This is a genomic window from Amycolatopsis sp. lyj-109 (assembly GCF_046548995.1).
Taxonomy (GTDB): domain Bacteria; phylum Actinomycetota; class Actinomycetes; order Mycobacteriales; family Pseudonocardiaceae; genus Amycolatopsis.
On record NZ_JAJPWR010000012.1, the window covers coordinates 59,535 to 85,502 of the forward strand.

Consider the following 25,968-nt stretch of genomic DNA (forward strand, 5'->3'; position numbering starts at 1 on the left):
CTTTCGTCTGCGGAGCTAGCGGGACAGGATCGTCACGGCGGACGCGCCGGGCGCGCCGTAGAGGTGGGTGTAGCCGACCCGCGGGTCGCCGCCGACCTGGCGGGCGCCGGCGCGGCCCTGCAGCTGGAGCACGATTTCGTAGATCTGGCGGAGGCCGGAGGCGCCGATCGGCTCGCCGTGGGCGATGAGGCCGCCGTCGGTGTTCACCGGCAGCCTGCCGCCGATTTCGGTGGCGCCCTCGGCCAGCCAGCGCTCCTGCTCGCCGTCGGCGCAGAACCCGTTCTCCGCCAGGTGGATCAGTTCGGAACCGGCGTCGGTGTCCTGCAGCTGGGCGACCCGCACGTCGTCCGGGCCGATGCCCGCGACCTCGTAGGCGGCCCGGGACGCGTCGACCGTGGGGCTCGGCGCGCTGGTCAGCGGCAGCGACGGGCTCTGCAGCTCGAAGGCGCCGAACCGCCGGGACCGCAGTTCCGAGGCACGCACGTACACCGGCGACGACGTGAACTCCCGGGCGAGGTCACCCCGGCACAGCACGACGGCCGCGGCGCCTTCGTCCGGCCCGCAGTACATGTACCGCGTCAGGGGGTGGTTCACCACGGGAGCGTCGAGGATCTCGCGCTCGGACAGCGGCTTCTGGCGCCAGGCGTGCGGGGTGATCGAGCCGTTGCGCAGGTTCTTGGCGGCGATCTTGGCCAGGCTTTCGACCGACACACCGTGGTCGTGCAGGTACTTGCCGATCTTCGTGCCGAAGAAGTGGGTGGTGAGGAACAGCCCGGTCCGGCCGTACCAGGCGGGCAGCCCGGCCACCGCGGGGTCGGCGGCGAACGCGCCGCGCGGGTGCTTGTCCATCCCGATCGCCATCGCGACGTCGGCCTCGCCGTGCCGGATGGCTGCCGCGGCCGCCTGCAGTGACGTGCCCCCGGTGGCGCAGCCGTTGAAGACGCCGCGCACCGGGATGCCGGTGAGCCCCAGCAGGCCGACGATCGCGTCGGGGTTCGACACCTCGTAGCTGCCGACGTACGCCTCCCGGACCCGGGACCACTCGGTGCCGGCGTCGGCCAGCGCCGCCCGGGCGGCCTCGGCGCCCATCTGCAGCGCTTGCTTGTCGCCGTGCCTGCCGAACGGATGCAGGCCGACACCGACGATCGCCACGTCCGGCGCGCTCACGACGCCACCTCGTCCGGAACCGGCGCGAACGCGTAGGTGAGCACCTCGGTGCCGTCTTCCCGGGTGGTGTACGGGACTATCCGCAGCTCCATCGGCTGCCCGATCCGCAGCTTCGCCGGATCGGACTCGGTGAACCGCGCTTGCACCAGCAGCTCGCCGGGCAGCTCGACGTACCCCAGCGCGTACGGCTGGAACGTTTCGTCGGTGTCATTGCCGTCGTACGGCGGCGAAGGCGGCCGGAACTGCTGGGTCGTGAACGCCCAGAGCGTGCCGCGCCGGCCGAGCAGGTACTGCTCCTCACCGGGACGGGCGGGGAACGACAGGACACCGTCGTCCGCGCGGGATGCGATCAGCCTGGGTTCGCCGGAGGGCCACGTGAACAGGCCGTCCGCGACGGCCACCTGCGTCGTCATGCGGCCGATGCTAGCAGTCGTTGATTCATCTATCCATATCTATTAGTTAGATAATTTAGCCGATGCTCTTGTGAGACTCTCTCAGCCCGACATAGCATCGCAGCCATGACACTGCGGGAGCGGAACCGGCTGCGGACCGCGGCCGACGTCGAGGCGGCCGCGCTCGAGCTGTTCGAACGGCACGGTTACGACCACACCACCGTGGAGCAGATCGCCGTCCGGGCCGGGATCTCCAGCGCGACGTTCTTCCGGTACTTCCGGGCCAAGGAGGACGTGCTCTTCAGCGGGGAGGACGCGTCGGCGGGCGCGCTGGTCGCCCTGGTGGCACAGCGGCGCGACCGCCGCCGCACGGTGGCCGCGCTCGCCGAACCGGTGTGCCGGTTCGCCCACAGCTCGGTCGCCGGTCCGGCCACCAGCGGCCAGCGGCTGACCCACCTCGTCATGACCACGCCGGCACTGGAGTCCCGCAGCCTCCGGCTCCGGCTGCGCTGGGAACGCGAGGTCGCGGCCCAGCTGGCGCGCGAAGCCGGCCTCGGGCGGCCGGACCTCGGCCAGACGCTGGCCGCGGCGATCGCGGTGTCCTGCCTCACCAGCGCGCTTCGGGCCGGCCACCACAGCGGCGGCTCGATCGCCCACCTGACCCGGCGGGCGTTCGCGCACTGCGCCGACCTCACCTGCTGAACCTGCTGAACCTGCTGAACCTGCTGACCGAGAAGACAAGGAGACCGACGATGGCCGACAAGCTGCCCTACCAGATGATCGACTTCGACACCCATTCCTACGAGACCGAGGACTGCTTCACGCGGTTCATGCCGGAGGCCAAGAAGGACTCCGCGATCCAGACGGTGCGGCTGGCGTCCGGCAAGAAGGTCCTGCTCGCCAACCACAAGATCGTCAACGCGCTGGAGAACGACCTCGACAAGGCGTACGTGCCGGGTTCACTGGCCGAGATGCTGCGGCAGCGGTCGCAGGGCGAGCAGTCCGATTCCGAGCGCTTCTTCGAGGACATCAAGGACGAGTACCTCCGGCACGACGCCCGGCTGGCCAAGATGGACGAGCAGCAGATCGAACGCGGGCTCATGTACCCGGGCGGTTGGGCGCTGATGGCCGAGGCGTACCTGGACGGGATCGACCCGCTCTACGACAACCTGCATTCGTTCAACCGCTGGATCGACGAGGACTGGGGCTTCAACTACAAGGACCGGATCTACGCGCCGGCGATGCTGTCCCTGCGCGACCTCGACCGGGCCGTGGCCGAGCTGGACACGGTGCTCGCCGCCGGCGCCCGGTTCGTCCTGCTGCCCGCCGGGCCGGCCTACGGCCGCTCCCCCGGCGACCCGTACTTCGACCCGATCTGGTCGCGGATCAACGAGGCCAAGGCACGCGTGGCCTTCCACATCTCCGAGTTCCACTACCAGTCCAATGTGGCGTCGCAGTGGGGCTGGGGGCTCGTGCCGCCGTTCCAGTTCTCGGCCTGGCAGTGGCAGAACACCTACGGCGAGCGGCCGATCACCGACACGCTGTCGGCGCTGATCTTCGACAACCTCTTCGGCCGGTTCCCGGACATCCAGCTCGTGGTGAGCGAGTTCGGGGCGGAGTGGGTGCCGCACTTCCTGAAGCACATGGACAAGAGCCGCGGCATGGGCCGCAACGGCATCTGGCTCGGCGGGCAGCTGCCCGAGCGCCCGAGCCGGATCTTCCACAAGCACGTCAAGGTGGTGCCGTATCCGGAGGACGACATCGTGGGCCTCGTCGACCGGCTGGGCACCGCGGACTCGCTCGTGATGGGCTCGGACTGGCCGCACGCGGAAGGCCTGGCCGAGCCGGCCGACTTCTACGACCGGCTCAGCGGCCTCGGCGACGAGAACCGCCGGAAGTTCCTGCGGGACAACGCCCTCTCGGTCCTGGTCGACTGATCTCGGTGCGGGTTGTCGTGAGTGGTAATTAGGGTTCTAACCCTAATTACCACTCACGACGAGCCGCGGCAGACCGACTCGCGGGAGCTCACATCCCCAGTGAGCGGCCGATCAGGTCCTTCATGATCTCCGTGGTCCCGCCGTAGAGCCGTTGCACCCGGGCGTCGCGCCACAGGCGGGCGATCTCGTACTCGTTGACGTAGCCGTATCCGCCGTGCAGCTGGAGGCAGCGGTCGAGGATCTCCCACTGCGTCTCGGTGGTCCACCACTTCGCGCCGGCGGCCTCCTCCGCGGTCAGCTCACCCGCGTTCGCGGCGAGGATGCACTGGTCGAGGTAGGTGCCCATGACGTCGATCTTGGTCCGCATCTCGGCGAGCGCGTGCCGGTTGACCTGGAACTTCCCGATCGGCTGGCCGAACGCCTCCCGGTCGCCGGCGTAGGCGAGGGTGATCTCGTAGGCCCGCCGCGCGCTCGCGACGGCGTGCACCGCGATCCCGAGCCGTTCCTTGGGCAGGTTCTGCATCAGGTGGTAGAAACCGCGGTTCTCCTCGCCGATGAGGTTTTCGACCGGCACCCGGACATCGGTGAAGACCAGCTCCGCGGTGTCGGCCGAGCGCTGCCCGATCTTGTCGAGCTTGCGGCCCCGGGAGAATCCGGGAGTCCCGGACTCCACCGCGACGAGGCTGATGCCGCGGTGCCCGGCCGCCGGGTCGGTCTTGCACGCGACCAGGACGAAGTCGGCCAGCAGCCCGTTCGAGATGAACGTCTTCGTCCCGTTGATCACGTAGTGGTCGCCGTCGCGGCGGGCGGTCGTGCGCAGGCTGCGCACGTCGGACCCGGCACCCGGCTCCGACATCGCGATGGCGGTGATGATCTCCCCGGAGCAGAACCCGGGCAGCCATCGCCGCCGCTGTTCCGGCGTCGTCAAGGTGATCAGGTACGGCGCCATGATGTCGTTCTGCAGGCCGAGCCCGATGCCCACCGCGCCGCTCGCCCAGTACTCCTCGGTGACGATCGCGTTGAACCGGAAGTCCGCAACCCCGGAGCCGCCGTACTCTTCGGGCACCTCCCAGCCGAGCAGGCCCTGCTCGCCGGCCTTCAGCCAGGCCTCGCGGCTGACTTTGCCGGCCGCCTCCCACTCGTCGACGAACGGCACGCACTCCTTCTCGAAGTACGTCCTCGCGGATCGTCGGAACAGCTCGTGATCTTCGGTGAATATGGTGCGGCGCATCTCGGCCGACTCCTCGTCCCGGCCTGCTCAGCCGATGCCGTCGGGATATTCAGTTAGCTAATTAAACTATAACGGCGGATGTCAAGGTCGACAGCGGCGGCCGGCGCGCGCCTGCTCTACGCTGTGGCCGGAGTGCAACGAGAAAAGAGGTGACGTGGACCAGCTGCCGGAACGTGACCGGATCATCGACGCCGCGTACCGCACCCTGGCGGCCACGGGCGGCACCAGCCTGTCGGTGAGCGAGGTCCTGCGGTCCGCCGGGCTGGGCACCCGCGCGTTCTACCGCCACTTCGACTCGAAGGACGAGCTGCTGCTCGCGTTGTTCCGGCAGGACTCCGACCGGGTGGCCGCCCGCCTGCGCCGCGCCGCGGCCGCCGAACCCCCCGCCGCCGCGCTCCTTGCCTTCGTGCAGGCCATGCTGCGGATTACGGCCGATCCGCGCCGGCGCCAGCGCGTGCTGGTCATGTCCTCCGAGGAGATCGCCCGCGCGAAGGGGTACCTCGCCGAGCGTCAGCGCTACCACGCGCTCGTGCAGGACGAACTGGTCCACATCCTCGAACGCGGGCGAGTCGACGGCTCGTTCCCGCTGACCCGGCCGGCCTCGGACGCCGGCTGGATCCGCGCCGCGATCCAGCACGCCTTCGACGAGCAGATCGCCGGGACCGCCCCGGCCGCTCCGAACGAGACGGCCGAGTTGCTGACCGGCTTCGCGCTGCGCGCCCTCGGCGCGAAGGCGCCCGCCATCTCCTGACGAGTCGTCATCACCCGGGTGTTGACAGCCTGGCGTTCAAGGACTCTACTGAAAACGTCATTTTCACTCGTCGGGCGCCGCTACCGGATGCCGCGACCCCGGGAAGAAGGATTTCCGATGGAGAAGATCTGGGCGAACTCCGGTGACTCGCACTTCCTCGAGCCCGAGGAACTCTGGCGGGAGAACCTGCCGGCGCGGCTGGCCGAGCTCGTCCCGCGCGCCGAGAAGGACCCCGACGGCGAGTGGGAAACCGTGCACATCGACGGCATGTCCTTCCGCCGCAAGCTGCCGACCGGCCGCAACAAGGAGTTCCTCGAGGCGACGCACCGGGCGCCGGGCGCCCGTGACCTCGCCAAGCGCATGGTCGACCTGGACAACGAGGGCGTCTGGGCGGAACTGGTCTTCCCGTCGCTGGGCATGTGGAGCTCGTCGTTCCGCACCCCCGAGGTCCTGCGGGAAGCGCTCCGGGTCAGCAACGACTGGGCGTGGGACGCGATCGAGGACTTCTCCCCGCGGCTGGTCACCACCGCGCAGGTGTCCACCCTGGACATCGGCGACGCGGTGGCGGAGCTGGAGCGCGTCGCCGAAATGGGCTACCGCGCGGTCTACCTCCCGGTGGCGCCGCACCCGCTGCAGAAGGACTACAACCAGGACGTGTGGGAGCCGTTCTGGACGGCCGCCGAGCGGGCGAACATGGTGCTCGCGTTCCACATCGGCACCGACCCCATCGACCTGTCCAAGGGCGGTGCGTCCGGAGTGGTCTACCGAGGGCCCGGCGGTGCGGTGCTGAACTACACCGAGACGACCTTCGGTGGTCAGCGCGCCGTGATGAAGCTGGTCGCCTCCGGCGCCCTCGACCGCCACCCGGACCTGCGGGTCCTGGTGTCCGAGGGCGGCGCCACCTGGGTGCCGTTCGTGGCCGACCGGATGGAGGAGGGGTACCGCCAGCACGCGATGGCGGTGCGGCCGAAGCTCAAGCGGTCGCCGAAGGAGATCATCTACTCGCAGGTGTACGCCTCGTTCCAGCACGACGAGTCGGCGATCGCCGCGTGCACCGCGATGGGGTACCGGAACGTCATGTGGGGCAGCGACTACCCGCACATGGAAGGCACCTACGGGCACACTCAGGACACGCTGCACCACCTGTTCGACGGAGTGGACCCGGAGGTCCGGCATCGCATCACCGTCGGCGCCTTCACCGAGCTGTTCCCCGACGTGCCGCCGCTGCCCGCAGCGGTCTGACGGGGAGTGACGACGTGAGTGACGACACTGCTTTGCATGACACCGTCCTGAATGACACCGTCTTGAATGACACCGTCCTGTACGACTCCCCCACCGAGTTCCTGCACGAGGTGGCCGAGAAAACCGGCCATTGCGTGGCCCAGTCCGTGATCCCGCGGGACGACGGCACCTACGTGTGCGCGTGTTCGTGCGAGCGGTGGGAGGTGACCGCGCCCAGCCGCACCGAAGGGCTGCGGCTCGCCCGCGAGCACACCGGCTCGCTCCCGTGACCGGCGCACCCGTCCGGCCGGTGCACGATCCCGCGCGGGCCGCGCTGCTCGAGCTGGTCGGCGAAATCCTGGATCTGGAACACCTCGAGGTGGACCTCTTCCGCGGGCGAAGCCCGCGGAAGGCCACCCAACGGGTGTTCGGCGGCCAGGTCGCCGGGCAGGCGCTGGTGGCCGCGGGCCGCACGGTCGCCCGGGATCGGCCGGTGCACAGTCTGCACGGCTATTTCGTGCGGCCCGGCCGGCCCGCGACCCCGATCGTCTATCGGGTCCACCGGATCCGGGACGGCCGGTCGTTCACCACCCGCCGGGTGGACGCGCTGCAGCACGGCGAGACGATCTTCACGATGTCGGCGAGCTTCCACGGCGACGAACCAGGCCTCGCCCACCAGGAGGCGATGCCGGCCGCCCCGCCGCCGGAATCGCTGCCCACCCCGCGTGAAGCGTTCCTGCTGGCGGGCCGGGACACCCCGCGCAACATCCTCCCGTTCGACCTGCGCCGGGTCGGCGAGGACGGCTGGCGGGCCGGGACGGATCCGGAACGCACCACTCAGGTCTGGTTGCGGGCGGCCGACGGCCTCGGCGACGATCCGCTGCTGCACGCCTGCCTGCTGACCTACGCCAGCGACCTGACCCTGCTCAGCGGCGTCACCTATGCGCACCGGCTGGAGGCTTTCGGCGCGGACGACGGCCGGGTCGCCATGGCCAGCCTGGATCACGCGGTCTGGTTCCACCGCCCGTTCCGGGTGGACGACTGGCTGCTGTTCGACCAGGAGTCCCCGACCGCCGCCGGCGGCCGGGGACTGGCGCGCGGGCACTTCTTCGACCGCGCCGGGCGGCACGTGGCCAGCGCGGTCCAGGAAGGACTCGTGCGCGTCCGTCCTCAGTAGCCGCCCTTCCGGTCGGACATGCTCTCGGATATAGTTAGATGAATTGACTATTACTCCTCCAGTCGAGGGCGGTCTCCGAGTGCATGACGGTTCCGGCGCGACGGCGCGGCTCGCCGAGTGGGTCCACGGCATGCAGCGGGCCACGCTGGACGCCACAGTCGCCCATCAGGCCAGAAGGCTCGTGCTGGACTGTCTCGCGGCCACGATCGCCGGCTCGGCGACGCCGGTGGCGGCCGCGGTCCGCGACCTCGTCACCCGGATGTACCCCGGGGATCACGCTCACGTCGTCGGCGGGGGTCGCGCGTCGGCCGCCGGGGCCGCGCTGGCCAACGGCACCGCCGCGCACGCACTGGACATCGACGACGGCTACACCCCGGGCTCGGTGCACCCGAGCGCGCCGACGATCCCGGCCGTCCTGGCGGCGGCCGAGAGCACCGGTGCCCCGGCGGACACCGTGCTGCGTGCCGTCGCGACCGCCGTGGAGGTGACCTGCCGGCTGGCCCGCGCCGCCCACCCGGCGACCCGGGAGGCCGGGTTCCACAACACCGCGCTGGCCGGGGTGCTGGGCGCCGCGGCCGGGGTGTCGGTGGTGCTCGGCCTGGATCGGGCCGACGTGGTCTCGGCCCTGGGGGTCGCGGGCTCCCATGCGGGCGGGCTGTTCGAGTTCCTGGGCAGCGGCGCCGAGGTCAAGCGGCTGCACGCCGGCAAGGCGGCCCGCGACGGCCTGCTGTCCGCCCACTTCGCCCAGCTGGGCGTCAACGGTCCGGCGACGGTGCTCGAAGGCACCAACGGCTACTTCCCCGCGTTCGCCCGCGGCGCGTGGCGCCCCGCCGAGCTGCTCGACGGGCTCGGCGAGCGGTGGGCGCTGCGGTACACCTACGTCAAGGTCCACCCGTGCTGCCGGCACCTGCACGGGGCGATCGACGCCCTGCTGGACCTGCGGACCGAACACGACTTCGCCGCGGTGACGGCGGTGCGCGTCGAGACCTACTCCGTCGCCGCGGCCCACGCGCACACGACGTTCGGCAGCTTCATCGACGCTCAGATGAGCCTGCCCTATGCGGTGGCGGTGGCCCTGCTCGACGGGCAGGCCGGCCTGCCGCAGTTCGACGAGGCCCACCGGGCGTCCCCGGCGGTGGCCGCCCTCGCGGCCCGGGTCGAGGTCGTCGCCTGCGCCGAGTTCGACGCCCGGTACCCGGCCGAGCGCCCGGCCCGCGTCACCGTGCACCGCGCCGGTCAGCCGTCGCTGTGCCGCGAGGTCGCCCAGCCGCGCGGCGAACCGAGCCGGCCGCTGGACGACGAAGAACTCACGGCGAAATTCCGGCTGCTCGCCGATCCGGTCCTGGGCGCCGGGCGCGCGGCCGGGGTGGCCGCCGCCGTGTGGGCGTTCGACGACATCGCCGCCGTCATGTCCGAACTGTCGGACGAGGAAGGAAAGCCCCGATGACCACCAGCACCGAGGACCGGACGGCGTTCGCCGAGTCGGTCCGCGCCTTCGCCCACGACCGGCTGGCGGCGGGCGCGCTCGAACGGGCGCACGCCCCCGGGTACCCGTGGGACGTCGCGGAGCTGCTGGCGCGGCAAGGCCTGCTCGGGTTGACCGTGCCGGAACGTGACGGCGGCCAGGGCGCCACCCTGCTCGACGCCGTGACGGCCATCCGGGAGGTCGGCCTCGTCTGCCCGAAGAGCGCCGACGTCGTGCAGGCCGGCAACTTCGGGGCGTTGCGGACCTTCGCCGAGTACGCCGACGACGACCAGAAAGCCCGCTTCCTGCCCGGGTTCCTGGCCGGCAAGACGCTGCTGGGCCTGGCGATGAGCGAGCCGGAGGCCGGGTCCGCGGTCACCGACCTGACCACGAGCGCCGAGCCGGACGGCGACGGGTACGTCGTCAACGGCACCAAGCTCTGGTCCACCCACAGCGTCGAGGCGAACGTGTTCCTCGTCTACGTCCGCTTCGGACCCGGCGTCGGCGGCATCGGCTCGGTGCTGGTCGAACGCGGGACTCCCGGGCTGGAGATCGGCAACCCGTCGGAATACATGAGCGGTGAGCAGTGGGCGCCGCTGTACTTCGAGAACTGCCGGATCCCCGCGGAGAACGTCCTATTGGGACCCGGCGGCTTCAAGAAGCAGATCAGCGGGTTCAACGTCGAGCGGCTCGGCAATGCCGCGCGCTCGCTCGCCCTGGGCAGGCTGGCGTTCGGTATCGCTCGCGACCACGTGCTCCAGCGCGAGCAGTTCGGCCGCACACTGGCCGACTTCCAGGGCGTCCAGTGGAAGTTCGCCGACGTGGCCGTGGCCCTGGACGGCGCGGACCTCCTGCTGGAGCGGGCCGCGGCCGGCGACGGCCTGCCGTCGGCCTACGAGACGTCGGTCGCCAAGCTGGCGGCCAACCAGGCGGGTTTCCAGGCCGCCGACCAGGCCATGCAGGTGATGGGCGCGATGGGTTACAGCACGGAGACCCTGGTCGAGTACTGCTTCCGCCGCACGCGGGGCTGGATGATCGCCGGTGGCTCCCTCGAAGTCCTGCGCAACCGGATCGCCGAGGGTGTGCTGGGTCGCCGGTTCAGCCAGCGGGCGCCGAAATGACGGCCGATCTCGCCGCCGCGCTGTTCAGGCCCCGCAGCGTGGCGCTGGTCGGCGCTTCCGCGGATCCCGCGAAGGCGTCATCGCGGCCGCTGCGGTTTCTGCGGCGCAGCGGGTTCGCCGGCGCCGTCTACCCGGTCAACACCCGGGTCACCGAGATCGACGGCGAGCCGGCTTTCCCGTCGCTCGGCGCCCTGCCCGAGGTGCCCGAGCACGCATTCCTCATGACCCCGGCGGCGGCCACGATCGACGCCGTCCGGCAGTGCGGCAAGCTCGGCGTGCCGGTGGTGACCGTCCTGTCCGGCGGCTTCGCCGAAGCCGGGCCGGAGGGCGCCGCGCGGCAGCGGGAGCTGGCGGCCGTCGCCCGGGCGTCCGGCACCCGGGTCGTGGGGCCGAGCAGCCTCGGCCTGGTCAACACCCGCACCGGCCTGACGCTCACCGCCAACGCCGCGTTCGCCGATCCGGACCTGAAGCCGGGCGGGATCTTCGTCGCCTCGCACTCCGGCAGTCTCATCGGCGCGCTGCTGTCCCGCGGTGCCGCGTGTTCGCACCTGGTGTCGGTCGGCGGCGAAGCCGACCTGGGGATCGGCGAGATCTGCGGCACGGCCGTCGCCGACCCGGACGTCACCGGGTTCCTGCTGTTCCTGGAAAACCTCCGCCACGCCGAGGGCCTGCGCACCTTCGCCCGGGCCGCCGCGGCCCACGGAAAGCCGGTGCTGGCCTACAAACTGGGCCGCTCCCGCGCCGCGGCCGAGCTGGCCGTCTCCCACACCGGGTCCCTGGCGGGCGAGGACGACGTGGCCGCGGCCTTCCTCGCCGACTGCGGCATCGCCCGCGCTCACACCCTCGACGGGCTGCTCGAAGGACTCCCGCTGCTCGCGCGCACACCGGTGCCGGGCGGCGCGCGGGTCGGCGTGGTGACGACGACCGGTGGCGGCGCCGCGATGGTCGTCGACCAGCTGGGTGTGCTGGGCATCGACGTGGCCGGGCCCACGCCGGCCACCCTGGACCGGCTCGCCGCGGCCGGTGCTCCCGCCGCGCCGGGCGTGATCGTCGACCTCACCCTCGCGGGCACCCGAAACGAAGTCATGTCGGCCGCCTTGGACGTGCTGCTGTCCTGCGGTGAGTTCGACCTGGTCGTCGCCGTGGTCGGATCCTCGGCCCGGTTCGAGCCCGAGATCGCGGTGCGCCCGATCGTCGACCGCGCCCACCGCCCCGGCCTGGCCGCCTTCCTGGTGCCCCACGCCCCGGAGGCACTCGCGATGCTCGCCGCGGCCGGTGTCCCCGCCTTCCGCACGCCCGAGTCCTGCGCCGACGCGATCGCCGCGGCGTTCGCCCGCCAGGCCCCCCGCAGCGTGTCACCGCCCGCGCCCGGCGGCCCCGGGCCGGTACACCCGCTCGACGAGGCCGAGTCGTACGCCGTGCTGGCCGACGTGGGCGTCGAGGCCGCGCCCCATCGGGTGCTCCCGGTGGACAGCGCGGACGCGGAGGACCTGCGGTTCCCGGTCGCGGTCAAGGCGTTGTCCGCTTCGCTCGGGCACAAGAGTGACGTCGGCGGCGTGGTCCTGGCGGTGGACACGCCCGAAGGGGTCCGCGAGGCGTCGGCACGGATTCGCGCCGATGTCGCGGCGCGAGGCGGGGTCGAGATCTCGGAGGTGCTGGTGCAGTCGATGGAGGCCGGCCTCGGCGAGGTGCTCGTCGGCTACCGCGAAGACCCGGACGTCGGCCCGCTCGTGCTGGTCGCCGCGGGCGGGGTGCTCACCGAGATCTACGCCGACCGCAGCCTGCGTCCGGCCCCGGTGGACCTCGCCACCGCGCACCGCCTGCTCGGCGAGGTGAAGGGCATCGCGGCCCTGCGGGGCCATCGCGGCGCCCCTCGCGGTGACCTCGGCGCGCTGGCCCGGCTGGTCGTGGCCGTGTCGGAGCTGGCCGCGCGCGGTGACGTCGCCGAGGCCGAGATCAACCCCGTGCTCGTCCGCCCGGACGGCGAAGGCGTCGTCGCGCTCGACGCCGTCGTCCGGTTGCGCGACGGGTCGACAAAGGGAGACGCGGAATGATCCCCCGGATGCTCATCGACGGCCGCTGGACCCGGGGGTCCGGGACCGATACCCGCCCGGTCGAGAACCCGGCGACCGGCGAAACCCTCACCGAGCTGCCGGTCGCCACCGCCGCGGACCTCGACGAGGCCCTGGACGCCGCGCGCCGGGCGTTCCCCGGCTGGCGCCGGACCTCCCCGCTCGAGCGCGGCCGGGTGCTGCGGGACGGCGCCCGGCTGATCCGCGACCGGGCCGGCGACCTGGCCATGGTCATCACCCTCGAACTGGGCAAGCCGCTGGGCGAGTCGCGGGCCGAGGTCCTCCTGGCCGCCGAGCACCTCGAATGGGCGGCCGAAGAGGCTCGCCGCTCGTACGGCCGGGTCATCCCGGCCCGGGATCCGGACACCGTGCAGCACACCGTGCTCGAACCGGTCGGCGTGGTGGCCGCGTTCGCGCCGTGGAACGCGCCGGCGGTGACGCCGTCACGCAAGATCGGCGGCGCGCTGGCCGCGGGGTGCTCGATGATCCTCAAACCGGCCGAGGAAACCCCGACGGCGGCGCTGATGATGGCCGCGGCGCTGGAGGAGGCCGGGCTCCCCGGCGGCGTGCTCAACGTGGTGTTCGGTGACCCGCCGATGATCGGGCACCACCTGGTGACGTCGCCGGTCGTGCAGGCGGTCACCTTCACCGGCTCGACCGCCGTCGGCGCGGAGCTGCGGACGCTGGGCGCCCCGTCGATGACGCGGATGACCATGGAGCTCGGCGGCCACGCGCCGGTCCTGGTGCTCGCCGACGCCGACGTCGAGTCGGTGGCGCGGTCGGCCGTGCCGGCGTGCTACCGCAACTCCGGTCAGGTGTGCACCTCGCCGACCCGGTTCCTCGTCCACGCCGACGTGTACGACCGGTTCCTGGCCGCGTTCGTCGACGCGGTCCGCGACCGCAAGGTCGGCGACGGGCGGGCCGACGGTGTCCAGATGGGACCGGTGGCGACCGAGCGGCGGCTGCGGGCACTGACCGAAATGACGGCCGACGCGCGCGCCCGCGGCGCTGTCGTGGAGACCGGCGGCGAGCGGATCGGCGACAGCGGGTGGTTCTTCGCGCCGACCGTGCTGACGTCCGTGCCGCCGGATTCGCTCGCCGGTACGGTCGAGCCGTTCGGGCCGCTGAAGACCGTGACGCCGTTCGACGACCTGGACGAGGCCCTGGCGGAAGCGAACCGGCTGCCGTACGGCCTGGCGTCGTACGCATGGACCGGCGACTCGCGCGCGGCGGCGCACATCACGCGTGAGCTGGAGGCCGGGTCGGTGGCGGTCAACAGCTGGCGGCCCTCCCTGCCGGAAACCCCGTTCGGCGGGTTCCACCTCAGCGGCGTCGGCACCGAGGGCGGGGCGGAGGGCCTGCGCGGCTTCCAGCGGCTCAAGTACGTGAGCCGCAGCTGACCGGCCGGCATCGAAACCCCGGCCTCAGGCCGCGGCCTGGAAGCGTGGCGGGTCGTGGGCCTTGTTGCGCACGGGTCTTCGCTGCGGGTCCTGCCAGGCGGGCGGAATCCAATAGACCACTCCCTCGTGGAGCCGGATGTCCCAGCCGCCGTGGTGGATCAGGTGATGGCACCGTTCGCAGACGAGTGCGAGATCGTCGAGGTTCGTCTCGCCGCCCTGCGTTGCCCAGAAAACGATGTGGTGTGGCGTTGTCCACTTCGGACCGCGGTCGCAGCCGGGCCGGGTGCATCCCTTGTCCCGGATCGCCAACGCCCGGCGCTGCGCCGGAGTCGCGGTGCGCGCGGCACGGCCGAGGTCGAGGACTTGACCGTCGCCGCCCAGCACCGCCGGGTAGATCTTGGCGTCGCACAGCAGCCGCCGCAGCTGCGACGTGGTCATCGTGTCGCCGTTGTCCAGCAGCACCGGCCCTGCCTCGCGCCGCAGATCTTCCAGCTGGACCGTCACCGTCGCGACGGCGCGTTCGCCGGCCCGCAACGGCAGGTCCTCGGCTCGTGCGGCCAGTTCGAAGATCGCCGCGACGGCGTCGCCCTGGCGTTCGGCGGTGGTGCGGGCGTCCGGGTCACCGTGCTCGTCCTTCGGCTCCGGTTTCGCCAGCGGCACGAAGAGATCCTCGGCGAGGCGCCCGGCTTCGGAGTCGAACTCACCGGAGAACCGCAGGCGTCCGTCACGCGTCCAGTGGTAGCGGAACTCCCGCTTCGGCCGCGCCAGCTCCTCCTCGCGGTCCTTCGGTTCCCGGCGATCCGGATCCCAGTAGGCAAGCAGGCGCTGTCCGGCTTTGCGCACGGTCGACGGGATTGCTTGCCGGGCAAGGGACACCAGGGTTGCCTCGTCTTCGGCAAGCTGCTGCGTCTCGAGCGCGTCCGGGGCCTTGGCCAGCACCGCGTCGATCTCCGCGGCGTGTTCGGCGGTGATCTCGCCCGCGGCGAGCGCGGCCCCCACCAGCGAACGACCGGAGGTGGCGATCGCGACCCGGGCACGGGCTTCCTGCCACGACACCCGCAGGTTCCCCACCAGGAACGCGGCGGTGTCCCGGCAGCCGTTCGACGGGCCGAGGCCGCGCCGGTCGGCCTCGGCCACCAGCTCCAGATGCCGGGCGTACTCGATTCGCAGGCGTTTCTCGGTGGCACACAGCATCGAGGCGAGCTCCCCGTCGGAGAGCTGCCACGCTGCGGTCTGCTCGGTCTCGGCCATACCCCCAAGCTACGCGAACACGTGTTCGAACACCATCACACGATCAGGTGGATCAGGGTCCTCTGTCCACATCAGACAGAAAGTAACTGTTCAGGTCGTTTTCCGGCTGGGAGCTGGCCGGTGGGAGAATCTTGTTGTGGGGGACGGTGTTCGTCCGTCGTATGGCGAGCCAGCCGCGCTGGTCGCGGCGCAGGCGGTGGAGCTCGCGCGTGCACGGGAGGAGATCACCGCGCTGCGGGCCGAAGTGGCCGCGCTCAAGCGCCGGCTGGGCACGAACTCGGGTAACTCCTCAATGCCACCATCCTCGGACCGGTTCGGCAAACCCGCCCCCAAGTCACTGCGGGGCAAATCCGGACGTAAGCAGGGCAAGCAACCCGGAGCGAACCTGTCCCTGGTGGAGAACCCGGACACCATCTTCGACCACGCACCGTCGGTGTGCTCGGGATGCGGCACGGGCCTGCACCGCACCGACCGTGCAGGGGTGATCCGGCGGCAGGTCGTGGATCTGCCGCCGGTGCGCCCGCCGGTGACCGAGCATCGCCTGCACCGGCTGCGGTGCCGCGGATGCCGCCACATCATCCCGGTCGCGCGGACCGCGCAGCTGCTGGCGGACCTGCTGGGGCTGCCGGTGTCAACCGGCTGGGCCGCCGGTGCTCTCACCCGGTCGCCACCAACCTCGAGGAGTTCGCCGAGCGGGTCGAAGACGCGTTGCGGGCAGCGCCGGTGGCACACTTCGACGAGACCGGCATCCGAGTCGAAGGAAAGAAACTGGTGGCTGCACACCACACCTCACCGCCTACCTGCCGCATCCTCAGCGTGGCGGTGAGGCGATGAACGAACAGTTACGACAAAAATCGAAGCGACCGTCGCCCCTACAGCCCGGCCCAGTCCTGGTAGACCTTGAGCACGGCGACGACGTCCTCGTTCCCGAGGCCCTTGGCGCGGGCCATCTCGAAGATCTGGTGCACGATGCTCGCCGCCGGCATCACGTAGTCGCTCTGGTGGGCCAGTTCCAGCCCGAGCCGGATGTCCTTCTCGCCCAGCGCCACCGCGAACCGGGCGTGGTAGTCGTCGGCCAGGGCGTACGGCCAGCGTTTGAGGAAGTGGAACGAGCGGCCGCCCGAGCGGCTGAGCACGTCGAACAGCTCGTGGCGGTCCAGGCCGAGCCGGACGCCGAGGGTGAACGCCTCCGCGGCGACCACGATGCTGCCCATGGCCATCAGGTTGTTGAGCAGCTTCACCGTCTTGCCGTGGCCGACCGCGCCGACGTGCTCGATCGAGCCGAGGGCGGCCAGCACCGGCCGGGCCCGCTCCAGGGCGTCGTCGTCGGCCCCGACGAGCTGGACGAGCTTGCCGGAGAGGGCTTCGCCCGGGCCGCCGCTGACCGGGCAGTCGACGACCAGGATCTGGTGCGGCCGAGCCGCGTCGGCGACCGCTTTCACCGTGTCGGGCAGGGTGGTGCTCAGCTCGACCAGGACGCGGCCCGCCCAGCTCTTCAGGACGCCGCTGCCGATCACCGCGTCGCGGACGATGCGGTCGTTGGGCAGGCTGGTGATGATCACGTCCGCGGCTCCGGCGCCGGCCGGGTCGCATGCGGTGGCCCCCAGCTCGACGAGCCGGGCGACGGCCGCCGGATCGATGTCGTGGACGAGCACCGGGAAACCGCAGGAAAGCAGCCGTTCCGCCACCGCCCCGCCCATGGTGCCCAGGCCGATCACCGCGGTACTCATCATGGCTGCTCCTCACGCTCGACAGGGGTCAGCTCGACGGCCACGTCGTCGAGGTAGGGCCCGGCCACGGGGTAGCGCCGCAGGACCTCGGGATCGTGGCCGGGCACGATGTGGCCCGCCGGTCCGGCCAGCTCGCGCAGCCGGTCGAACGCGGTGTGCGCGCCGCTCACCGAATCCAGGGCCGAATAGGGCCGGTCGGTTTCGAGGTTGACGTAGTAGTGGGCGGCATCGGACGCGAGCACGACCACGCCGTGCGCGGTCTCCACCCGCACCACCTGCATCCCGGCGGTGTGCCCGCCGACCAGGTGCAGGGACAGCCCGGGCGCGACCTCGACGTCCCCGTCGACCCAGCGCACCCGGCCGTCGAGGTTCAGCGCGACCACGTCGGTGATGTCCTCGCTCATCACGACCCGGCGGAACGACGGGCGGCTCGCCCCGGGGCCCGTCCAGAACGCCAGTTCCCGCCGCTGCAGCCAGAACCGGGCCCGGAGGAACCGGTGCAGCTCGCCGCAGTGGTCGAAGTGCAGGTGCGTGAGCAGCACGTCGGTCAGCGTTTCGGGGTCGGCGCCCAGCGCGCGCACCGCGTCGAGCGGGTCCCCGCGCAGACAGTCTTCCCGGTCGCGTTTCCGGGCCACCTCACACCCGAAGCCGGTGTCCACCAGGAACGTCCCCGCCGGGCCGGTGATCAGCCAGATGTAGTAGGCCATCGCCCGCGGCTCGTCGGCGGGCGTGGCGTGGTGGAACACCTCGGCGGCCGCCACGTCGTCGCGGTGGGCGTAGCGGATGGCGAACACGCGGAAGCCCGGGCTCATCGCGAGATCAGGGCGGGCAGTCCCGCCTCCATCAGCTTTTCGGCTTCGTCGACGATGCGGCCGACCAGCTCGCCGACGGTGGGGACGTCGTCGATGAGTCCCTGGGCACAGCCCGCCGTCCAGATCCCGGCGTCCAGGTCGCCGGTCCGGAACACTTCGCGGCCGCGCACCCCGGCGACCAGGTCGCGGATGTCGGCGAACTGCGCACCCTCGGCCAGCATCCGCACGACGTCGACGCTGACCTTGTTGCGCGCCACCCGTGCGGTGTTGCGCAGCGGGCGGAAGATCAGCTCGGTGTTCCGCTCGTCACCGTCCACAATGGCCTGTTTGACCCGCTCGTGCACCGGCGCCTCGACCGTGCACAGGAAGCGCGTGCCCATGTTGACGCCGTCCGCGCCCAGAGCCAGCGCGGCGACCAGCCCACGGCCGTCGGCGAAGCCGCCCGAGGCGATCACCGGGATGGCGAGGCGGCGGACGGTGGCCGGGATCAGCACCAGGCCGGGGATGTCGTCCTCGCCGGGGTGCCCGGCGCACTCGAAGCCGTCGATGCTGACGCCGTCGACGCCGACGGCCTGCGCCTTGACCGCGTGCCGGACGCTGGTGCACTTGTGCAGTACCTTGATCCCGGCCTCGTGGAAGTGCGGCAGGTGCGGTTCCGGGTTGGACCCGGCGGTCTCCACGATCGGCACCCCGGACTCGACGATGGCCGCGCGGTACTCGGCGTAGGGCGGCGGCTTGATGCTCGGCAGGATCGTCAGGTTGACGCCGAACGGCTGATCGGTCAGGTCGCGGCAGCGGCCGATCTCGCGGAGCAGTTCCTCGGGGCTGGGCTGGGTCAGCGCGGTGATCAGCCCCAGGGCCCCGGCGTTCGCGACGGCGGCGACGAGCGGCGCCGTGCCCACCCACTGCATCCCGCCCTGCACGATCGGGTGCCGGACGCCGAAGACTTCGGTGAAGCGCGTCTGGATCATCGTCTGTCTCCCGGAGTCGGCACGGCCACGGTCGGATCTTATCAGTTAGATAGTTAATCTGATTGCTACAATCTACCTGATACTCGCCGAACTCAGGAGGTACCCGTGACCGAAGTCGTCATCGTCGAGGCGGTCCGGTCGGCGGTCGGCAAGCGACGGGGAACGCTGTCCGGCTACCGGGCCCCCGAGTTGCTGGGCGACGTCCTCGCCGCGCTTTTCGACCGGACCGGCCTCGACCCCGCACTCGTGGGCCAGGTCGTCGGCGGCTGCGTCGGCCAGGTGGGCCAGCAGGGCGGCAACGTCGCCCGCAACGCCTGGCTGGGCGCGGGACTGCCCCTGGAAGTCCCGGCGAGCACCGTGACCGTCCAGTGCGGGTCCGCGCAGCAGGCGCACACCCTCGCCCACGGGCTGGTCGCCGGCGGCCTGTCCGACATCGCCGTCGCGTGCGGGGTCGAGTCGATGAGCCAGGTGCCGATGGGTTCGAGCACGATCGCCGCGCTCGGCGACAGCCGCGGCGGCCGGTACGCCGAGCATTGGGAGGCGACCACGCAGTTCGAGGCGGCCGAGCGGATCGCCGAGCGCTGGGAACTCGACCGCGGCGAACTGGACGCCTTCGCGACGCTGTCCCAGCACCGCGCGGCCCAAGCCGTCGCCGACGGACGCTTCCGAAGCCAGATCGTGCCGGTCAAGGTCGGCGCGACGACGTTCGACACCGACGAGTGCCCGCGCCCGACCAGTCTCGAGGTCCTGGGCACGCTCAAGCCCAACCTGCCGGACCGCACCCCGGCGCGGCACACGGCGGGATCGTCGTCGCAGATCGCCGACGGCGCCTCGGCGGTCCTCATGATGACCGCCGAGCGGGCCGGGCAGCTCGGGCTGCGGCCACGGGCCCGGATCGTGGACTCCGTGCTGGTGGGCAGTGACCCGGAGCTGATGCTGACCGGACCGATCCCCGCCACCCGCAAGCTACTGACGCGCACCGGGCTCACCCTCGACGACCTCGACCTGGTCGAGATCAACGAGGCGTTCGCCTCGGTGGTGCTGGCCTGGCAGCGGGAAACCGGCGTGGACCTCGACCGCATCAACCCCAACGGCGGCGCGATCGCGCTCGGCCACCCGCTCGGCGGCACCGGCGGAATCCTGCTCACGAAGGCGCTCCACGAGCTCGAGCGCACCGGCGGCCGCCGGGCGCTGGTCACCATGTGCTGCGGCGGCGGCCTCGGCACCGGCACCCTGATCGAGCGGCTCGGCTGATGCCCGGACCCCTAGATCAAATCCGGGTCCTGGAGCTCGCCGGGCTCGGCCCGGCGCCGTATGCCGCCATGATGCTGGCCGACATGGGCGCGGACGTCCTGCGCGTCGACCGCCCGGTGTCCACCCTCCAGGGCGACCCGGCCAAGGCCGTGCTCAACCGCGGCCGCCGGTCCGTGGTCGTCGACCTCAAGGCGCCCGGCGGCTCGGAAACGGTCCTGCGGCTGGCCGAGCGCGCCGACGTGCTCGTCGAGGGCTTCCGGCCCGGCGTCATGGAACGGCTCGGTCTCGGTCCCGACGTCTGCCTGCGCCGCAACCCGCGCCTGGTCTACGGCCGGATGACCGGCTGGGGTCAGCACGGCCCCCTGGCACCGGCCGCCGGTCACGACCTCAACTACCTCGCACTGTCGGGCGCCCTGCGGCTGTTCGCACGGCCCGGCCAACCTCCGGCCACCCCGCCCGGGCTGGTCGCCGACTTCGGCGGCGGCGGGATGATGCTGGCCTTCGGGGTCGTCTGCGCGCTGCTGGAAGCGTCCCGCTCGGGCCTCGGCCAGGTGATCGACGCGGCGATGGTCGACGGCGTGGCTTCGCTCACCACGATGCTGCACGGCTTCCTCGCCCAGGACCGCTGGGTGGACGAGGTCGGGGTCAACTTCTCCGACGGCGGGTCCCCGCACTACGACGTCCACGAGACCGCGGACGGCCGGTTCGTGGCGGTCGCCGCCGCCGAGCCGCAGTTCTACCGGGAGTTCCTGGAACTGCTGGGGCTCGATCCGCGGGCGGTCCCCGACCGCGACGACCCGGCCCAGCGGGAAGCGCTGCGCGAGATCATCGCCGACGCCTTGCGTTCACGGACCCGGGACGAGTGGGAGAAGGTGTTCGACGGCACCGACGCCTGTGTCACGCCGGTGCTGAGCCTGACCGAGGCTTCGGCCCACCCGCACAACCGGGCCCGAGAGGTCTTCACGACGGCGTTCGGCGTGGTGCAGCCGGCTCCGGCGCCACGCCTGGAGCGCACGCCGGGCGCGATCGCGGGCCCGCCGCCGCGCCCGGGCGAGGGTTCGGTGGCCGCCCTGCGCGACTGGGGGCTGGCTGACGCCGAGATCGCGCAACTCCGGGACGAAGGCGTGATCGGCGCCGAGCCCGGCTGAACTCCCGGTGCCCTGCCCGTCGACCGACTGGGCAGGACACCGGGAAGCATTCCGGTCAGGCCGGGGTCGCGATCGTCTTGGCCTGGAGGTACTCGCGGAAGCCGTCCTCGCCGTGCTCGCGGCCCACGCCGCTGATGCCGTAGCCACCGAACGGCGTGTCCGGCGAGAGGTAGAACGACGGACCGATGTTGACCGTCCCGGCCTTCATGCGGTTCGCCAGCCGCAGGGCCCGCTCGGGGTCCCGGGTCTGGATGTAGGAGGAGAGCCCGTACCGGGAGTTGTTGGCGACCCGCACCGCCTCGTCGTCATCTCCGTCGTAGCGCACCACGGTCAACACCGGACCGAAGACCTCGGTCTGCGCGAGCTCGGCGTTCTCGTCGACGTCGGCGACCACGGTCGGCTCGTACCAGAACCCCCGGCCACCGGTCGGCGAGTCGCCACGGCGGCCGCCGGCAAGCACCCGCGCGCCCGCGTCGCGGGCCCGGTCCACCAGTCCGGCCATCCGCGCGAGCTGAGCGGCGTTGATGATCGGACCGACGAAGTTGGCCGGGTCCGTCGGGTCACCCCACGGCAGCCCTTTGATGGCAGCGGTCAGCGCGTCGAGCACCTCGTCGTACCGGGAGGCGTGGACGACCAGCCGGGTCGCGAGCGCGCAGCCCTGCCCGCTGTTGGACATGCACATGCCGATGGTCATCGGGAGCGCGACGGCCAGGTCGGCGTCATCGAGGATGATGTTGGCCGACTTGCCGCCGAGCTCCAGACAGACCTTGCGGATGCCGGCGGCGCCGCGCTCGTAGATCCGCTGCCCCACCGCCGGCGAGCCGGTGAAGTGGTACATGTCCACCCGCGGATCACCGGTCAGCGCCTCACCCGCCGCCGCTTTGTCGCGCGAGCTGAGCACGTTCAGCACGCCGGCCGGCAGGTCCGTCTGCTCGTGCGCGATCCTGGCGATGAAGGCGCCGGTCAGCGGCGTATCCGGAGCCGTCTTGAGCACGACGGTGTTGCCGGTGGCCAGCGCGTGCTGGATCTTCCAGATGTCGGTCATGAACGGCGCGTTCCACGGCGTGATCGCGCCGACGACGCCGTACGGCTCATACCGGACCCGGCGGTTGCTCAGCGGCCCGACCCCCTGGTGCGGGCCGAAGTCCCGCTCCCACGGGAACCGCTCGACCAGGTCGTTGAAGAAGGACATGTCCTCGATCATCACGTCGATGTGCGCGGCGATGTTCGAGACCGGGGTACCGGCTTCGGCGATCTGGATCGACGCGGCCGCGGTGCTTTCCTTGCGCAGCGCCTCTTGCAGCTGGCGCAGGACGCGGGCGCGGAACGCGTGGTCGGTGGCCCACGAGGTCTCGTCGGCGGCGCGCCGGGCGGCGGTGACCGCGGCGGCGACGTCGTCGGGCCCGCCGTCGGCCGCCATGCCGACGAGTGACTCGTCGGCCGGGTTCACGACCTCGAACCGGGCGCCGCCGGCCGCTTCGCGGAACTCCCCGTCGATGTACAACCTGCCCTCGGGGTCTGCGTCGAGTGTCATGAGTACCTCCGGGTTCGGATGCCGATGCGCTGGGCGAGCTGTTCGCGGTGGAAGTCCGGGCCGCCGAGGAAGAGGGCACAGTTCTTCGCGCGCTTGAAGTACAGGTGGGCCGGGTGTTCCCAGGTGTAGCCGATGCCGCCGTGGATCTGGATGTTCTCCCCCGCCGCGAGCAGGTAGGCGTCGGAGCAGAACGCTTTGGTGAGGCTGGCCGTCGCGGCCAGGTCGGGCGCGTTCGTCGCGGCGGCCCACAGCGCGTAGTAGACCGCCGAGCGGGCCGCTTCGATCTCCACCAGCATCGTGGCGCACTTGTGCTTGATCGCCTGGAAGGAGCCGATCGGGCGGCCGAACTGCTCCCGCACGCCGGCGTAGGCCACCGCCATGTCCAGGGTCCGTTGCGCGCCGCCGAGCATCTCCGCGCTCACCGCGATGGCCGTCAGGTCCAGCATCCGGTCGACGGCGGCCCAGCCGCCGATCAGCCTGGCGGGGGTGGCAACACAGGTCAACCGCCCCTGCTTACGGGTCTGGTCCAACACCGGCAACGCCTGCCGATCCAGTCCCGTGGCTCCCGGCTCGACGGCGAACACCCCGAGGCCGTGGCCGGTGCGCGCGACCACGAAAACGAGGTCCGCGCTCAGCAGGTCAAGGACGAACGACTTGTGCCCGTCGAGCACCCAGCCCCCGTCGGCCTGTGTCGCCCGCATCTCGACGCTCTCGCTCGTCCAGTGCCCGGCGTCCTCCGCAAGCGCGACAGTACCGATCAGCCGTCCCTCGGCCAGGCCGGGCAGGTAGTCGTGTTTGGCCGCCTCGTCGTCGGTGGCCAGCAGCAGGGTCGTGGCCATGACCACCGACGTGAGGAACGGCGTGACGGCCAGCGCCCGGCCCAGCTCCTCCAGCACGACACCGAGTTCGACGAACGTGTACCCGGCGCCGCCGTACTCCTCCGGCACCGCCAGCCCGGCGAGCCCCAGCTCGCCGCACATCTTCGTCCACATGGGACGATCATGGAGCTCGTCTTCGGCCATCAGCCGCCGCACGACCGGTTCCGGCGAGAAGTCCGCCAGGAACTCCCGGACGACCGACTGCAGCTCCTCCTGCTCCTTGTCCAGCGCGAACCGCACGGCTGACCTCCGAAGCTCAGGGTTTGCGGGCGGACCGCGCGCGGAACGCCTCGGGAACGGCGCGGAACTCCGCGGTGTCGTGCGACTGGCTCTCGGCGGCCAGCCCGTAGCCCAGCACCGAGACCGCCGCCTGGCGGACCCATTGGTTGAGCACCGCCTTCGTGTCCTGGACCGCCTGCGGGGGCAGCGCGGCGAGGCGGTGGGCGAACGCGAGCGCGTCGGCCAGCAGCGACTCGGCGGGCACGACCCGGTTGGCGAGCCCCAGCTCGACCGCCGTCGCGGCGGGCACCCGGTCGCCGGTCAACAGGAACTCCTTGGCGCGCAACAGGCTCGTGTTCAGGGGCCAGGTCGCCGCGGCACCGTCCCCGGCGACCAGGGCCACCGTGACGTGCGGGTCGGCGAGAAACGCGTGCTCGGCGATGAAGACCATGTCGCAGGCGGTGACCAGGGTCGCGCCCAGGCCGACCGCCGGGCCGTTGACGGCCGCGACGACCGGCAGGTGCAGGCCGACCAGCTCGTCGAACAGGCGGCGCCCGATGCGCAGCGTCCGCCGGCGCTCCTCGAGGTCGTTCGCGTGCCGTTCGAAGGTCTCCAGATCGCCACCGGCGCTGAACGCGCGTCCCGCGCCGGTCAACACGACCGCGCGTGCGTCGCGATCCAGGCTCAGGTCGGCCAGCACCCGGGGCAGCGCGTGGTGCAGCTCGGCGTCGAACGCGTTGAGCGTGTGCGGCCGGTTGAGCGTGAGCACCCGGACTGGGCCGTCGGCCGTGACCAGAACGGCGTCGTCAGCCATTTCACGCCCTCGTCTCGGCGAAATCGGCGCCACGGATGAGCCGGACCGGCCGGTACACCGCGACTTCCTCGCCCCGCTGGTTCCGGATCGAACACCGGCTGGTGACGACCCCGCGACCCGGCTTGCTGGACGGTCGCGACTCGATCGTCCGCACCACGACGTGCAGCGTGTCACCGACGTAAGTGGGCTCCGCGATGTCGAAGTCCAGGTGCACCAGGGCTAGCCCCGTGCCGTGCAGGGCGTTCGTCTGCAGCACCAGCCCTTCGGCGAACATGTAGACCAGCCCGCCCGGGACCAGCCGGCCCGAATAGCCGCCCGCCTTCGCGTGCCCGGCGTCGTAGAACAACGGTTCGGTGAAGCCACCCAGCGCGACGAAGTTGACCAGGTCGGTCTCGGTGATGGTGCGCGCCGAGGTCCGGAAGGCCGAGCCCACCGCCATCCGGTCCCAGGTCAGTCCGGCCGCCAGCAGCGGAGCTTCACCGTCGTCTGTCACGTCGGACATCCCTTCTAATTATCTAACCTATTTGACTATTTATACACCGACGGGATCGGCGAAGCGAGCCCCTCCTGCGCAAGACTGGACACGAGCTCCCCGCCGCGGGTGAAGACCTTCCCGGACGCGAGGCCACGGCCGTCGCACGCGCGGGACGACCGCTGCACCACCAGGTGCCAGTCGTCGACCCGGAACGGCCGGTGGAACCACACGGTGTGGTTGAGGGAGGTCATCAGCCACGTCTTGCGCGAACCGCGTTCGTGCGGCAGCCGGATCGAGGCGACCAGGGTCAGGTCGCTGGCGTAGAGCCACCGGCAGGCGTGGATCGCGGGATCGTCCGGCACCGGCCCGGCCGCGCGGTACCACAGCGCCCGGGTGCCGGCCGGGTCCGCGCCGGACGGCACCGGCCGCAGCTCCACCGACGGATCGCCGAGCAGCCACTGCGGCCACACGGCGGCCGCCTCGGACCAGCCTTCGACGCCGCCGAGTTCCCCGGGCGCCGGAACCACCGGCATCGGGTCGTGGTGCTCGAACGCCGCCGCGCCGGCGTGGAACGAGAACATCGCCGTGAAGATGAGCTTGCCCTCCTGCTCGACGTCCACCCGGCGCTGGGAAAACGCCCGGCCGTCGCGGAGCCGGGCGACGCGAAGCCACAGCGGCGCCGACGGATTCCCGGGGCGCAGGTAGCTCGCCTGAGCGACGTGCACCGCACGATCGGCGGACACGGTGGCCTGCGCGGCCGCCAAGGCTCTCGCGGCGGCTTCGCCGCCGAACATCCGGGCGGAGCGGCCCGACGGTAACGCGACGAAGACGTCCCCCTCGAGGCGTTCCAGCTCCGTCAGCCAGGCGAGACGGTCGGTCAGCGAACGGTTCACTTGGCCTCCTATCAGTTAACTGATATAGATAATAGAGCGACTTGAGCGCGGAGGA

The 25,968-nt window shown here is 71.6% G+C and carries 25 protein-coding genes; 13 read left to right on the forward strand and 12 right to left on the reverse strand.

Features of this window, described 5'->3' with window-relative positions; genetic code table 11:
* Positions 1–15: 15 nt before the first annotated feature.
* Both ACLJQF_RS26005 and ACLJQF_RS26010 read right to left on the reverse strand, forming a co-directional pair.
* Positions 16–1,167, reverse strand: coding sequence for a thiolase family protein (locus tag ACLJQF_RS26005; protein ID WP_410612354.1), 1,152 nt, complete (start codon positions 1,165–1,167; stop codon positions 16–18).
* Positions 1,164–1,580 carry a Zn-ribbon domain-containing OB-fold protein gene (locus ACLJQF_RS26010; RefSeq protein WP_410612356.1) on the reverse strand — a complete coding sequence of 139 codons (417 nt, stop codon included), beginning with the start codon at positions 1,578–1,580 and terminating at the stop codon, positions 1,164–1,166. The genes ACLJQF_RS26005 and ACLJQF_RS26010 overlap by 4 nt, the downstream gene beginning before the upstream one ends.
* Positions 1,581–1,685: 105 nt before the next feature.
* Between ACLJQF_RS26010 and ACLJQF_RS26015 the strand changes: the two genes are divergently transcribed.
* Positions 1,686–2,261, forward strand: coding sequence for a TetR family transcriptional regulator (locus ACLJQF_RS26015; protein WP_410612357.1), 576 nt, complete (start codon positions 1,686–1,688; stop codon positions 2,259–2,261).
* 50 nt (positions 2,262–2,311) lie between these two features.
* On the forward strand, positions 2,312–3,496 hold the full coding sequence (locus ACLJQF_RS26020; RefSeq protein ID WP_410612359.1) for an amidohydrolase family protein: 1,185 nt from the start codon (positions 2,312–2,314) through the stop codon (positions 3,494–3,496).
* An 88-nt stretch (positions 3,497–3,584) separates the two neighbouring features.
* Here the strand turns inward: ACLJQF_RS26020 and ACLJQF_RS26025 are convergent, their stop codons facing one another.
* Entirely contained in the window at positions 3,585–4,727 is a 1,143-nt protein-coding gene (locus tag ACLJQF_RS26025; RefSeq protein WP_410612360.1) for an acyl-CoA dehydrogenase family protein, read from the reverse strand.
* A gap of 154 nt (positions 4,728–4,881) precedes the next feature.
* Between ACLJQF_RS26025 and ACLJQF_RS26030 the strand changes: the two genes are divergently transcribed.
* The 8 genes from ACLJQF_RS26030 (at position 4,882) to ACLJQF_RS26065 (ending at position 13,934) form a co-directional block, all read left to right on the forward strand.
* Positions 4,882–5,478: a TetR/AcrR family transcriptional regulator gene (locus ACLJQF_RS26030; RefSeq protein ID WP_410612361.1), complete on the forward strand. Its 597-nt coding sequence runs from the start codon at positions 4,882–4,884 to the stop codon at positions 5,476–5,478.
* Between the two features lie 117 nt (positions 5,479–5,595).
* Positions 5,596–6,720, forward strand: a complete 1,125-nt coding sequence (locus ACLJQF_RS26035) for an amidohydrolase family protein (protein ID WP_410612362.1) — start codon at positions 5,596–5,598, stop codon at positions 6,718–6,720.
* 62 nt (positions 6,721–6,782) lie between these two features.
* Positions 6,783–6,989: a hypothetical protein gene (locus ACLJQF_RS26040; protein ID WP_410612363.1), complete on the forward strand. Its 207-nt coding sequence runs from the start codon at positions 6,783–6,785 to the stop codon at positions 6,987–6,989.
* The gene (locus tag ACLJQF_RS26045) at positions 6,986–7,876 is read left to right on the forward strand and encodes an acyl-CoA thioesterase (protein ID WP_410612364.1); all 891 of its coding nucleotides are present in this window, start codon (positions 6,986–6,988) and stop codon (positions 7,874–7,876) included. Before ACLJQF_RS26040 ends, ACLJQF_RS26045 begins: the two co-directional genes overlap by 4 nt.
* Positions 7,877–7,955: 79 nt before the next feature.
* Entirely contained in the window at positions 7,956–9,323 is a 1,368-nt protein-coding gene (locus ACLJQF_RS26050; RefSeq protein WP_410612366.1) for an MmgE/PrpD family protein, read from the forward strand.
* Positions 9,320–10,462 (forward strand): acyl-CoA dehydrogenase family protein, encoded by a 1,143-nt coding sequence (locus ACLJQF_RS26055; RefSeq protein WP_410612367.1) that lies wholly within the window; start codon positions 9,320–9,322, stop codon positions 10,460–10,462. The genes ACLJQF_RS26050 and ACLJQF_RS26055 overlap by 4 nt, the downstream gene beginning before the upstream one ends.
* A complete protein-coding gene (locus tag ACLJQF_RS26060) occupies positions 10,459–12,516 on the forward strand; it encodes an acetate--CoA ligase family protein (RefSeq protein ID WP_410612369.1) in 2,058 nt (685 codons plus the stop codon). The genes ACLJQF_RS26055 and ACLJQF_RS26060 overlap by 4 nt, the downstream gene beginning before the upstream one ends.
* Complete coding sequence (locus ACLJQF_RS26065; protein WP_410612370.1) at positions 12,513–13,934, forward strand: NAD-dependent succinate-semialdehyde dehydrogenase; 1,422 nt, start codon at positions 12,513–12,515, stop codon at positions 13,932–13,934. Before ACLJQF_RS26060 ends, ACLJQF_RS26065 begins: the two co-directional genes overlap by 4 nt.
* Positions 13,935–13,958: 24 nt before the next feature.
* Here ACLJQF_RS26065 and ACLJQF_RS26070 read toward each other — a convergent pair whose 3' ends face one another.
* On the reverse strand, positions 13,959–15,185 hold the full coding sequence (locus tag ACLJQF_RS26070; RefSeq protein ID WP_410612371.1) for a DUF222 domain-containing protein: 1,227 nt from the start codon (positions 15,183–15,185) through the stop codon (positions 13,959–13,961).
* Between the two features lie 136 nt (positions 15,186–15,321).
* On the opposite strand from ACLJQF_RS26070, the gene ACLJQF_RS26075 reads away from it, so the two are divergent.
* Positions 15,322–16,011 carry a DUF6444 domain-containing protein gene (locus tag ACLJQF_RS26075; protein WP_410612372.1) on the forward strand — a complete coding sequence of 230 codons (690 nt, stop codon included), beginning with the start codon at positions 15,322–15,324 and terminating at the stop codon, positions 16,009–16,011.
* A gap of 46 nt (positions 16,012–16,057) precedes the next feature.
* Here the strand turns inward: ACLJQF_RS26075 and ACLJQF_RS26080 are convergent, their stop codons facing one another.
* Genes ACLJQF_RS26080 through ACLJQF_RS26090 form a run of 3 tightly spaced genes read right to left on the reverse strand, consistent with a single transcriptional unit; the run spans position 16,058 to position 18,698 of the window.
* A complete protein-coding gene (locus ACLJQF_RS26080) occupies positions 16,058–16,915 on the reverse strand; it encodes an NAD(P)-dependent oxidoreductase (protein WP_410612373.1) in 858 nt (285 codons plus the stop codon).
* Positions 16,915–17,727 (reverse strand): N-acyl homoserine lactonase family protein, encoded by an 813-nt coding sequence (locus ACLJQF_RS26085; protein WP_410612375.1) that lies wholly within the window; start codon positions 17,725–17,727, stop codon positions 16,915–16,917. The genes ACLJQF_RS26080 and ACLJQF_RS26085 overlap by 1 nt, the downstream gene beginning before the upstream one ends.
* Positions 17,724–18,698, reverse strand: a complete 975-nt coding sequence (locus tag ACLJQF_RS26090) for an NAD(P)H-dependent flavin oxidoreductase (protein WP_410612377.1) — start codon at positions 18,696–18,698, stop codon at positions 17,724–17,726. The genes ACLJQF_RS26085 and ACLJQF_RS26090 overlap by 4 nt, the downstream gene beginning before the upstream one ends.
* 105 nt (positions 18,699–18,803) lie before the next feature.
* On the opposite strand from ACLJQF_RS26090, the gene ACLJQF_RS26095 reads away from it, so the two are divergent.
* The gene (locus ACLJQF_RS26095) at positions 18,804–19,952 is read left to right on the forward strand and encodes a thiolase family protein (RefSeq protein WP_410612378.1); all 1,149 of its coding nucleotides are present in this window, start codon (positions 18,804–18,806) and stop codon (positions 19,950–19,952) included.
* Positions 19,952–21,100, forward strand: a complete 1,149-nt coding sequence (locus tag ACLJQF_RS26100; RefSeq protein WP_410612380.1) for a CaiB/BaiF CoA transferase family protein — start codon at positions 19,952–19,954, stop codon at positions 21,098–21,100. Before ACLJQF_RS26095 ends, ACLJQF_RS26100 begins: the two co-directional genes overlap by 1 nt.
* Positions 21,101–21,155: 55 nt before the next feature.
* On the opposite strand, the gene ACLJQF_RS26105 is transcribed toward ACLJQF_RS26100, so the two are convergent.
* The 5 genes from ACLJQF_RS26105 to ACLJQF_RS26125 are packed head-to-tail and all read right to left on the reverse strand — an operon-like array spanning position 21,156 to position 25,913.
* Positions 21,156–22,634 (reverse strand): aldehyde dehydrogenase family protein, encoded by a 1,479-nt coding sequence (locus ACLJQF_RS26105; protein WP_410612382.1) that lies wholly within the window; start codon positions 22,632–22,634, stop codon positions 21,156–21,158.
* Positions 22,631–23,752, reverse strand: a complete 1,122-nt coding sequence (locus ACLJQF_RS26110) for an acyl-CoA dehydrogenase family protein (RefSeq protein WP_410612383.1) — start codon at positions 23,750–23,752, stop codon at positions 22,631–22,633. Before ACLJQF_RS26110 ends, ACLJQF_RS26105 begins: the two co-directional genes overlap by 4 nt.
* Positions 23,753–23,768: 16 nt before the next feature.
* Positions 23,769–24,545: an enoyl-CoA hydratase/isomerase family protein gene (locus ACLJQF_RS26115; RefSeq protein WP_410612385.1), complete on the reverse strand. Its 777-nt coding sequence runs from the start codon at positions 24,543–24,545 to the stop codon at positions 23,769–23,771.
* Position 24,546: 1 nt separating this feature from the next.
* Entirely contained in the window at positions 24,547–25,047 is a 501-nt protein-coding gene (locus tag ACLJQF_RS26120) for a MaoC family dehydratase (protein ID WP_410612387.1), read from the reverse strand.
* 26 nt (positions 25,048–25,073) lie between these two features.
* Positions 25,074–25,913: an acyl-CoA thioesterase gene (locus ACLJQF_RS26125; protein WP_410612389.1), complete on the reverse strand. Its 840-nt coding sequence runs from the start codon at positions 25,911–25,913 to the stop codon at positions 25,074–25,076.
* Between the last annotated feature and the right edge of the window lie 55 nt (positions 25,914–25,968).